1 protein-coding gene is annotated in these 12362 nt (G+C 63.5%); it reads right to left on the bottom strand.

The window, feature by feature from the left end:
* Nucleotides 1-32: 32 nt before the first annotated feature.
* Nucleotides 33-12356: a non-ribosomal peptide synthase/polyketide synthase gene (locus V9L13_RS02035; protein ID WP_338801306.1), complete on the bottom strand. Its 12324-nt coding sequence runs from the start codon at nucleotides 12354-12356 to the stop codon at nucleotides 33-35.
* Nucleotides 12357-12362 lie beyond the last annotated feature (6 nt).

Here is a 12362-nt window from a genome sequence, read left to right as displayed (position 1 = left end):
GCAACGCCCCAAAATGACCGAGTGCCCGGCGATCAGCCGGCGCGTGCCATGCAATGCTTGATCAACGCCTCCAGCTCACGCTGGTAATCGTTCATCAACGCATCCATGGTGCCGGCGCGATAGCGCTGGCTGCTGTAGATGCAGCGCAAGGCCAACTGACCGTCATAGACCTGGCCGACAATTTCCAGCCAGTTACCCAGGTTCGCCTTCAGGCTGTAGTTGTCGCCGGTCTCCTCCAGTGCCGGCACCAGCAATGCCTGCTCGTCGAAGCTCTGGTCGAACTGCCCCAGGTAATTGAACGTGACGCGCGCCTGCGGCAGATCCGCCAGTTGCCGAGACACCTCGGCCCCCGCCAGATGGCGCAACACGCCGTAGCCGATGCCCTTCTGCGGAACCGCTGCCAATTGCGCCTGCACATCGACGATCGAGCGGCCGATGTCCTCGCTGTCCGGACGCAGACGTACCGGGAACATACTGGTGAACCAGCCCAGACTGCGGCTCAGGTCAAGGGTCTCGAACAGGTCTTCGCGACCATGCCCTTCGAGCAGGATCAGCGCCGACGGCTGCTGACTCCAGCGGCACAAAGTGCGGCTGAGCGCCGACAGCAGCAGATCGTTGATCTGCGTGCCGTACACCGCTGGCGCCTGTTTGAGCAGTTGCTCGGTGTGCTCGCGTGACAGTTTGAGGCGCGCCTGCGCTTGCTGGCGCACGAGGTTTTTGCCGCGCGGGTTGTCGCACGGCAGATCGACACCCGGCTGATCCAGTTGCTCCAGCCACCAGCCCAGTTCCTGCTCGGCAATCACTGGCGCCTGGGCCTGCAGTGCCTCGGCAAACGAACGGTAGCTGCTGGTGCGAATCGGCAGCTGTGGTTGCAGCCCTTGCACGCAGGCTTCGTAGGCGACCTTCAAGTCGTCCAGCAGAATCCGCCACGACACCGTGTCGACCACCAGGTGATGGATCACCACCAGCAGTCGCGCCTGCCCCTCGGGCATGGCGACATGCATCACTCGCCAGACCGGCCCGGCGTCGAGTTTCAGGCTGCGCTGGGCGAGGTTGGCCAGCGTTTCGACCTGCTCGCTGTTCGCGGCTTCACGACGCCAGAGCAACGCTTCACCCTGTTCATCGAGCTCACAGTAGCGTTGCACCCAGCGCCCGCCTTCGCGGGAGAAACGCAGACGCAACGAGTCGTGATGTTTTTCGATCCAGCCCAGCGCCTGCTCCAGCGCATCCAGATCCAGCGGCTGGCGCGCGCTCAGCAGCAGCGACTGGTTGTAGTGATGCGCCTCGGCCATGTCCTCGGCAAAGAACCACTCCTGAATCGGCAGCAGGTTGAACGTGCCCTCCGCTGCCACCTGCGTGAGGTCCGTCGCCGGTGGCTGGCCGCCCTCCTTCGCCACTTCCTGCTCGACGATGCCGGCGATGGTCTGATAGCGCATCAGATCGCGCAGTTTGAGCTCCATGTTCAGCGTCGGGTGGTTACGCACCCGGGAAATCACCTGCAGGCTCAGAATCGAGTCGCCGCCCAGTTCGAAGAAGTTGTCGCAGATGCCCACCTGCTCGACCTGCAGCACCTGAGCCCAGATTTGCGCGAGCACGGTTTCCTGCTCGTTGCGCGGAGCGACGTATTCTTCGGTTTTGAACTCAGGCTCCGGCAACGCCTTGCGATCGAGTTTGCCGTTGGGTGTGACCGGGAAAGCGTCCAGGCAAACGATCTGCGCCGGCACCATGTATTCCGGCAACGACGCCCGCAGCCCGGCCTTGAGTTCATCGCCCATGTCCTGCCCGGCTTCGGTCACCACGTAACCGATCAGCTGTTTGCCCGACGCATTGTCCCGGGCGATCACCAGTGCATCGGTGACCGCCGGCAACTGTCGCAGACTCGCCTCGACTTCACCCAGTTCGATGCGGAAGCCGCGCACCTTGACCTGATGGTCGATGCGCCCGACGTAATCGACCACGCCGTCCGCACGCAGGCGCACCAGGTCGCCGCTGCGATACAGACGCTCACCCGCCGCGAACGGGTTCGGCACGAAGCGCTCGCAGGTCAGGTCGGGACGCCCGTGATAGCCGCGGGCGACGCCATAGCCACCGATGTACAACTCGCCGGCAAAACCGGGCGGCAACGGGTTCAGGTCTTCATCCAGCACGTACAGCGAACGCGCACCTACGGCGCGGCCGATCGGCGCATACGCCGCTTCGCAATGCTGACTCACCGGGACTTTCCAGAGCATCGGCGTGACCACGGTTTCGGTCGGGCCATAGCCGTTGGTGAAGTACTCGGGGCGTAGCGCCGCCTTGACCTGCTCGAACGTCTGATCCGGTACCGCGTCACCGCCAAAGCAATAGATGCGCACCGGTGGCGGCGCGATACCACTGGCGGCGGCGTATTCGGCCAACTGCTTGAGGTAAGCCGGCGGGAAGCAGGCAATGGTGATGCCGTATTCGTGCAACGCCTCGTAGGTCTGCTCCGGTGTCCACAGGCAACCGTCGCGAATCACCAGGCGACCGCCGCTGTACAAGGTGCTGAGCCAACGCTCATGGGCACCGTCGAAAGCGAACGACATGAAGTGCAGCTCGCAACTGCTGGCATCCATTTCATACAGCTCGGCAATCGCCTGGCAGTGCATGCTCAGCGGGCCTTGGGTCACCGCAACGCCTTTTGGACGCCCGGTGGAACCGGAGGTGTAGACCAGATACGCCAGGCCCTGCTCCTGAACGCGGTTGTCGGGGGCGTGAGCGGCATAGCGGCGTTCATCGAGATGATCGATTTCCAGACGCAGCAACCCCTGTGGCGCCGGCAACGTCGCACGCAGGCTGCTCTGGGTCAGCAACAGCGCCATGCCCGAATCTTCGATCATGTACGCCAGACGCTCTGGCGGGTACTCGATGTCCAGCGGCACGTACGCCGCCCCGCTCTTGAGCACCGCGAGGAAGCTGACCACCATCTCCAGCGAGCGCGGCAAGGCGACGCCGATCACCACTTCCGGACCCGCACCGTGCTCGATCAGGCAGTGAGCCAGACGATTGGCGCGCTGCTCGAGTTCGGCGTAGCTCAGGCTCATCCCCGCGCATTGCAAGGCAATGGCCTGCGGCTGTTGTTGCGCGTGGCGGCTGATCAACTCCGGCAACAACGCTGCCTGATGGTTGTGCGCCGGTTCGGCGCTCCAGGCCTGCGCCGCTTGCCATTGCTCGCGGCTCAGGCGCTGCAGGTTGCCAAGGCGCTCGTACGGCGCAGCCATCATCGCCGCTAGGGTGTTTTCCATGGTCTGGCGAATACCCGGAACCGCTTCGGCACTGAAGTGGCTGCGCAGATACAGGTATTCGATCGACAACTCGTCACCGAGCATCACCGCGAGGTCCATCGGCACGTTGGTCACGCCGTGGCCGATGGATTTGCCGAAGGTCAGGTCGGTGTCGTTTTCTTCTTGCAGGCGATCGTCGATCGGGAAGTTCTCGAACACCACAATGCTGTCGAACAGGGCCTGGCCACCGAGGTTGGACCAGCGCTGTACATCGGCCAGTGGCGCCTGGGAGTAATCGCGGATGTCGAGGTTATAGGCCTGCACTTCACCGAGCCAGTCGGCCACGCGCTGATGCGCTTGCGGCGTCTGAATGATCGGCAAGGTGTTGATGAACAGGCCGAGCATGTTGCCGACATTCGCCAGACTTTCCGGACGCCCCGACACCGTAGCGCCGAAGGTGACCGTCTGCTGCCCGGTGTAGCGTTGCAACAGCAGCAGCCACGCGCCCTGAATCAAGGTGTTGGGGGTGATGCGCAAGTCGCGACAGAACTGCAGCAATTGTTCGGTTTGCGCCTTGTCCCAGTTCGAGTAGATCGCATCGTGACCGGAAACATCGGCGCTGTGGCGCGGATGCATCGCCTGGCTCAGCGCCGTCGGCTCGTTGACCACGGCCAGACGCGCCTTCCAGAACAGCTCCTGAGCGTCCTGATCCTGCGCCTGCAACCAGGCGATGAAGTCGCGGTAACGACCGTTCTCGCCGATGATTTCGCCCTTGGCGTAATACTGCAAAACCTCGCCGAACAGGCGCGAACTGCTCCAGCCGTCCATCAGGATATGGTGGCTGGTCCAGATCATCTGGTATTGATCGTCGCTCAGGCGCAGCAAGGTTATCCGCTGCAAACGCGCCTCGGCCAGATCAAAACCGAGCGCGCGGTCATCGCTGGCGAACTGTGCAATCAGCTCTTCGCTGGTTTCCCGTTCACGCCAGTCGAGCACCTGCATCTGCAACGGGGCGTGGCGATGCACCACCTGTAACGGTTTCACCAGGCCATCCTGCCAATGGAAACTGGTCCGCAGAATCGCCTGCCGGACGATCACGAATTCCCACGCCTGACGGAAGCGCTCCACGTCCAGGCCCTTGATCGGCAGGCTGACCTGCTGGACGTAAAGGCTGCTGCCGTTGTCCGACAGCGTGTGGAAAAGCATGCCCTCCTGCATGGGCGACAGCGGGTAAACGTCCTCGATCATCTGCGCAGGTACCGGCAACGCGTCGAGCTGCGCCTGATCCAGTTGGGCCAATGGATAATCCACTGCAGTGTCGTCCGTCGAGTCGTCATCCACCGAGACCACAGCCGCAAGTTTCTGCACGGTCTGCTGCTGGAACAGGTCTTTCGGGGTGAAGCGAATGCCCTGCTGACGCGCGCGGCTGACCAGTTGAATCGAGATGATCGAATCGCCGCCAAGGGCGAAGAAGTTATCGGTGACGCCGACGCGTTCGAGCTTGAGAATGTCCTGCCAGACGTCGACCAGTTGTTGCTCCAGTGGCGTCGACGCTGCGACGTATTCACGTTGCGCCTGGCTGGCGTCCGGCGTGGGCAGGGCCTTGCGATCGAGTTTGCCGTTCGGCGTCAGCGGCAGCTGCTCGAGGAACAGCCACTGCGCAGGCACCATGTAATCCGGCAGATGCGCCTTGAGTGCGAACTGCAACGCTTCACTCAGATCGTCCTGCTCCTTGAGGCTCAGGCCGCTGTCGCTCGGCACCACATACGCCACCAGTTGCTGACCGCTATGGCCATCCACCGCCAGCACCACACCTTCGCGCACGCTGTCCTGGGCCAGCAGACGCGCTTCGATTTCACCCAGTTCGATGCGGAAACCACGCACCTTGACCTGATGGTCGATGCGTCCGACATATTCAATCCGGCCGTCATCCGTGAAGCGGGTCAGGTCGCCGGTGCGGTACATGCGCTCGCCGCGGGTCGACAGCGGATTGGGCACGAAACGTTCGGCGGTCAGCCCCGGGCGGAACAGATAGCCGCGGGTGATGCCGTCGCCGGCCAGATACAGCTCGGCCGCCACGCCAATCGGCGCCGCCTGCAATTGACCGTCGAGCATGTACGCCGAAGTGTTGACCAGCGGCCGGCCGATGTTCGCCTGACCACCGGCCTCGCGGCGGGTCCAGGTCGAATAGGTGGTGTCCTCCGACGGGCCGTACAGGTCATAGACGTGGGCCACCGAGGTTTCGCCATAGAGCGTGTCGACCAGGCCCTGCTTCAGCGGCTCGCCGGCGAGGTTGATGATGCGCACGCCGGGCGGAATGTGCCCGGCGCGTTGCAGCGCGGCAATCGCCGACGGCACGGTGTTGATCAGGCGCACCTGATCACGCTCCGGCAAGTCCGGCAGTTCCAGCGCATTGCGCGCCATGACGAGCGAACCGCCGCGCGCGAGGGTGACAAAAATCTCCCACACCGACAGGTCGAAGCACACCGACGTCGAGGCCAGCACGCCTTGCAGGTCGTCTTCGCTGTAGACCTCGGCGGACCAGTGAATCAGCGCCTGCACGTTGCGATGGGCGATGGCCACGCCCTTCGGTTTGCCGGTGGAACCGGAGGTGTAGATCACATAAGCCAGATTGGCGCTATCGCCCCGCACCGGCAGATTGTCCGGCGACTGCCCGGCAAACGCCTGCCCACCGGCCTCGACCAACACCACTTGCGCATCGGTCTGCGGCAATTGCGCCAGCAGCGACTGTTGCGTCAGCAGGACTTTCGCCTGGCTGTCGTCGAGCATGTACGCGACGCGATCCGCCGGATAATCCGGGTCCAGCGGCACATAAGTGCCGCCGGCCTTGAGCACCGCCATCAGGCCGATCACCAGTTCCGCCGAACGCGGCATCGCCACGCCCACGCGGATTTCCGGGCCGACCCCGAGCGCCAGCAGATGACGGGCCAACTGATTGGCACGTCGGTTGAGTTCGGCATAGCTCAGCGCCACACCGGCATGACTCAGTGCCTGCGCTTGCGGATGCATCGCCACCCGCGCCTCGAAGCTCTGCGAAATGAGGCGTTGCTCTGCATAGGCAGCGTGATTGTCGTTCCATTGCGCCAGGGTCTGACGTTCGGCCAGCGGCAACAGACCGATCTCGCCCAGGCAACGCTGCGGCGCCTCGAGGAACTGACGCAGCACCTCTTGCAGATGCGCCGCCAGGCCCAGCACGCTGCGCTCGGCGAAGTGTTCGGTGAGGTAGTTGAAGTCCAGATTCAACACGTCGCTGGCCCCGGCAATCAGGGTCAGGCCGTAGTTGGTTTGCTCGCGGTGTTCCAGACCGCCGAAACGCAACCCACCGGGGTTGGCCTCCAGCGCTTCGGAGACCGGGTAGTTTTCAAATACCAGCAAGGTGTCGAACAGCGCTTCGCCGCTCAGTTCGGCCAGACGCTGGATGTCCTGCAACGGGGTCTGCTCGTAGTCACGCAGCAGCAGGTTCTTGTCCTGCACGCTGCGCACCCAGTCGCCGACGCTGACTGTCGCCTGCGGGCTGGCGATCACCGGCAAGGTGTTGATGAACAGCCCCAATTGCTGCTCGATGCCCGGCAGATCCACCGGACGCCCCGACACGGTCGCGCCAAAGGCCACCGTGGCCTGCCCGGTGTAACGCTGCAACACCAGCAGCCACGCGGCTTGCACCAGACTGTTGAGGGTCACTTGCTGCTGACGCGAGAACGCGTTCAGACGCCGGGTGAAAGCCGCATCGAAATGCAGACGATGCATCTGCTTGCCCGGACCCGGCACCGTAGCACCGTGGCAGGCCGAAGCCAGGCGGGTCGGCGCCTCCAGCGCAGCCAGTTGCCCGCGCCAGAAATCCTGGGCGGCGGCTTTGTCCTGACCTTGCAGCCACACCAGGAAATCGCGGTAGCGGCCCTGCGCACTCGGCACCGGGTGACCGGCGTAATCCTGCAACACCTCGCCGAACATCCGCGAGTTGCTCCAGCCGTCCATCAGAATGTGGTGGCAGGTGAAAATCAATCGATGGCGTTCGTCCGCGGTGCGCAACAGGCACAGGCGCAACAGCGGCGGATTCTGCAGATCAAAACCGCGCTCGCGGTCGGCCTGCGCTCGAGCCTCAAGCACCGCCGGCAGATCCGCCACACCGCGCACATCGACTTCCGGCATCTCCAGGGTCAACTGCCGATTGATCACTTGCAGCGGTGCATCGAGACCGTCGCGGCCCCAGATGAACCCGGCGCGCAGCACTTCATGGCGATCCACCACCCGCTGCCAGGCTTGCTGGAAACGCGCCACATCGAGGCCGTCGATGTCCAGCAGCATCTGATAGACGTAGGCGCTGGCATCGGCGTCGTACAGGCTGTGGAACAGAATGCCCTGCTGCATCGGCGCCAGCGGATAGATGTCTTCGATACGCTGAGCGGCGATCGGCAGGCTGTCCAGATGCGCCTGGGACAACCCGGCCAGCGGCACGTCGGACGGCGTCAAACCACCGCTCGAATGGCTCAGGCAATGGTCGATCAACTCGCCCAGCGCCACTTCATAAGCGCGAGCCAGTGCATTGATCGTCGCCTCTGCGAACACGTCGCCGCTGTAGGTCCAGGTCAGGCTCAGCTGGCCCTGATAGACCCGGCCATCGATGGTCAGCCAGTTGGCCATCGGCGCGTTTTCATCCTGACCGGCACCCTTGTCTTCGGTGGCCGGCACCCACAGGGCGTCGGCGTCGAAGTTGTTGTCGAACTGGCCGAGGTAATTGAACGTGACTTTCGGTTGCGCCAGCCCGTTCAGTGCCGCCTGGGCCTCGGCGCTGCCCAGATGACGCAGCAAGCCATAACCGATGCCCTTGTCGGGGATCGCGCGCAGCTGCTCCTTGATGCCCTTGATCGACGCTTCGAGACTGGCGCCGGGGGTCAGGCGCACCGGGAACATGCTGGTGAACCAGCCCACCGTGCGGCTCAGGTCGACATCGTCGAACAGGTCTTCACGACCGTGACCCTCAAGCTGCACCAGCGCGCTGTCCGTGTTCGTCCACTGGCACAACACACGGGCCAGTGCCGTCAGCAGCAGATCATTGACCTGGGTGCGATAGACCGCGGGGGCCTGTTGCAACAACTGACGGGTACGTTCGGCATCCAGTCGGGTGTCGACGTTGCGCTCGAAACGATTGCTCAATCGGCCTTGCGGGTTGTCCAGCGGCAGCTCGACCGAGACGTCGCGCAACTGCCCGCGCCAGTAGCCGAGTTGACTGTCCAGCGCCGCACTGCGGGCATGGGCTTGCAGACGCTGCCCCCAATCCTTGAACGCGCTGGTCTTGGCCGGCAGCACCACAGCCTGCCCGCCGCTCAGTTGTTGATAGGCGGTTTGCAGATCTTCCAGCAGGATCCGCCACGACACGCCATCGACCACCAGGTGATGGATCACCAGCAGCAAGCGCTGGCTGGCGTCCGGCAGATCGACCAGCGCCGCACGCATCAGCGGGCCGTCGAGCAGATCGAGACTGCGCTGCAACTCCAGGCACAGCGCCGGCAATGCCGCACTGTCATTCAGCGTGACAGTGCGCAGCAACGCTTGCGCCTGATCCGCCGGCGCATGGCTCTGCTGCCAGCCATCGCCGGTCTGGCGATAACGCAGGCGCAGCGCGTCATGGTGCCGTTGCAGGTGCAGCAGCGCCTGTTCCAGCGGCGCCGCTTGCAGCGCCGTGGCCGGGGTCAGCAGGATCGACTGGTTCCAGTGATGCCGCGCCGGGATGTCGCTGTTGAAGAAGTAATGCTGAATCGGCGTCAGAACCGCATCGCCGAGCACTTCGCCCTGTTGCGTCTGCACCGCATCGCTCTGTTGCGCGACGGTTGCCAGACGCTGCACGGTCTGGTGCTGGAAGATGTCTTTGGGGGTGAAGCGAATACCCGCCTGACGGGCGCGACTGACCACCTGAATCGAAATGATCGAATCGCCGCCCAGCTCGAAGAAATTGTCGTTGAGACCGACGCGCTCGACCTTCAACACGTCCTGCCAGATATCGGCCAGACGCTGTTCCAGTTCGTTGCGCGGTGCGGCGTAGGCTTCCTGCACCTGGGCGACGTCCGGCTGCGGCAGTTGCTTGCGATCAAGCTTGCCGTTGGCCGTCAGCGGCAGACGCTCGAGGAACGCCCAACTGACCGGAACCATGTAATCGGGCAGCGATTCGCGCAAATGTGCCTTGATCGAATCGCGCAGCGCGCCCTGCCCTTCGGCATCCAGCGCCTCGTTGGCGACGATCCAGGTTGCCAGTTGCTGACCACTGAGACCATCGACCGCCAGCACCACCGCTTCACGCACTGCGGGGTGCTTGAGCAGTTGCGCTTCGATTTCTCCCAGCTCGATTCGGAAACCGCGGATCTTCACCTGATGGTCGATGCGGCCGATGTATTCGATCACACCGTCGCCGCGCAACCGCGCCAGGTCACCGGTGCGATACAGGCGTTGACCGGCCTGCGGATTGAACGGGTCCGGAACAAACCGCGTCGCGCTCATGCCGGCCTGATTCAGATAACCACGGGCCAGACCGGCGCCGGCGATGTACAGCTCGCCGATGCAGCCTTGCGGCACCAGGTTCAGCGCGTTGTCGAGCAAGTACCACGACAGGTCGACGATCGGCTCGCCAATCGGGCTGCTGTGGCTCTGCTGCAAGTCGGCCAGCGACAATGGCCGGTAGGTCACGTGCACGGTGGTTTCGGTGATGCCGTACATGTTGATCAGCGTTGGCGCGCGATCGCCGAAACGTTCGAACCACGGGCGCAGGCTCTGCACTTCGAGGGCCTCGCCACCGAACACCACATAACGCAGGGCGTTATCGCGCGACGACTCGCTGGCCACCTGCATCAACGGCTTGAATGCCGAGGGCGTCTGGTTCAGCACGGTGACGTTTTCATCGCACAGCAGGCTGTAGAAATCTTCCGGGGAACGGCTGACGTCGTGGGGCACCACCACCAGTTTGCCGCCGTAGAGCAGCGCACCGAAAATCTCCCAGACCGAGAAGTCGAAGGCGTAGGAATGGAACAGCGTCCAGCTGTCCTGCGGGCCGAAATCGAACCAGTGCTCAGTGGCACTGAACAGACGAATGACGTTGCTGTGCGGCAACAAAGCGCCCTTCGGTTTGCCGGTGGAGCCCGAGGTGTAGATGACGTAGGCCAGATTGTCCGGCGTGGTCAGGCACTCCGGGTTGCTGTCGCGGCTGCCTGCGACTGGCTGGTTCAGATCCAGGCAGGTCAGTCCCGCTGGCACCGGCAATTGCGCCAGCAGGTGCCCCTGGGTCAGCAGCCATTGGATGCCGCTGTCCGCGATCATGTAGCTCAGCCGATCATCCGGGTAACCCGGGTCCAGTGGCACATACGCGCCACCCGCCTTCAGCACCGCGAGGATGGCGACGATCATGTCCAGCGAACGCTCGACGGCAACGCCGACGCGCACGTCCGGGCCGACGCCACGGTCGATCAGCACGTGCGCCCACTGGTTGGCACGGCGATTGAGCTCGGCGTAGGTCAGACGCTGCCCGTCAAAGGTCACCGCGATCGCTTCAGGATGACGTTCAGCCTGGGCTTCGATGACTTGATGAATGCACTGCTCGACCGTTTGTTCCACCCGTGCCGGATTCCACTGCGCGAGCAATTGTTGCTGCTGGCCGTCATCGAGCATCGGCAGTTGCCCGATACGCTGGCCCGGCTCGGCGACGATCGCCCGCAACAGCGCATTCCAGTGTTGCGCCAGGCGCTCGATGGTCGCGGCGTCGAACAGATCCGTGGCGTACTTGAGCACGGCTTCGATGCCGTGAGCCTGCTCGGTGGTGTTCAGGGTCAGGTCGAACTGCGCAGTCTGGCTTTGCCATTCCAGCGGTTCGATGCTCAGGCCGTTGAGGCGGGTTTCGACGCTCGCGCGGCGTTCGGCCTGGTGGTTGAACATCACCTGGAACAATGGGCTGTGGCTCAGACTGCGGCCCGGCTCCAGCGCTTCGACCAATTGCTCGAACGGCAAGTCCTGATGGGCCTGGGCTTCCTGCGCAGTCTGTTTGACCTGACGCAGCAGATCGACAAACGGCATCTGCCCGTCGATGTCGGCCTTGAGCACCTGAGTGTTGACGAAGAAGCCGATCAGACGCTCGATTTCCACCCGCCCACGGTTGGCCACCGGCACGCCGACGCGGATGTCGGCCTGCCCGCTGTAGCGGTGCAGCAACGCCTGGAACGAGGCCAGCAACACCACGAACAGGGTCACGTTTTCCTGACGGGCGAACGCCTTGAGCGCATGGCTCAGCGCCGGATCGAGAATCAGGTTGTGACTGGCCCCGGCAAAGCTTTGCTCGATGGAACGCGGGCGATCCATCGGCAGTTCCAGCACTGGCTGCTCACCGCCCAGCTTCTCTTGCCAGTACGCCAGTTGCCGCTCTTGCTCACCGGCCTCCATCCACTGCCGCTGCCACAGGGCGTAATCGGCGTATTGAATCGGCAACGCCGGCAGACCGGCGGCGTGCCCGAGATTGAAACCGGCGTACAGCTGCACCAGTTCCTCGATCATCACTTGCAGCGACCAGCCATCGGAAACAATGTGGTGCAGGGTCAGCACCAGGACATGGTCATTCGGGGTGACCTGCAGCAACGCCGCGCGCAACAGCGGGCCATGCTCCAGGTCGAAAGTTTTCTGGCTCTGGGTCTGCACGAACGCCTGAATGGACGCTTCAGGGTCGTTCGCCGACTCAGCGCTCAGTTGCTGAATTTCCAGTGCAAAGTGGCCTGCGGGGAGGACCACTTGCAAGGGTTGTCCGGTTTCCTGGGTGAACACCGTGCGCAAGGTTTCGTGTCGTTCGATCAGCGCCTGGACGCTGCGCTCCAGCGCGGATACATCCAGCGGCCCCTGCAAACGCAGGGCCGTCGGAATGTTGTAGGCCGCGCTGTGCGGCGCCCACTGCCAGAGAAACCACTGGCGTTGCTGGGCGTAGGACAGCAGCAACGGCTCTTCAGCCGTGCGCTTGAAAACCGGGGCAATGTCAAAGAGGTTGACGCCTTTCTGCTTGAGCAGAACCGCCAGAGCCTTTCTTTGCTTAGCCGAAAGTTGTCCTACCGACTCGATTAACTCTTGCACGCGTTT

The sequence above is a fragment of the Pseudomonas sp. RSB 5.4 genome (genome assembly GCF_037126175.1).
GTDB classification, from domain to species: domain Bacteria; phylum Pseudomonadota; class Gammaproteobacteria; order Pseudomonadales; family Pseudomonadaceae; genus Aquipseudomonas; species Aquipseudomonas fluorescens_H.
Note: the sequence above shows the minus strand (reverse complement) of the source record. Positions and strands in the feature narration are given on the sequence as shown.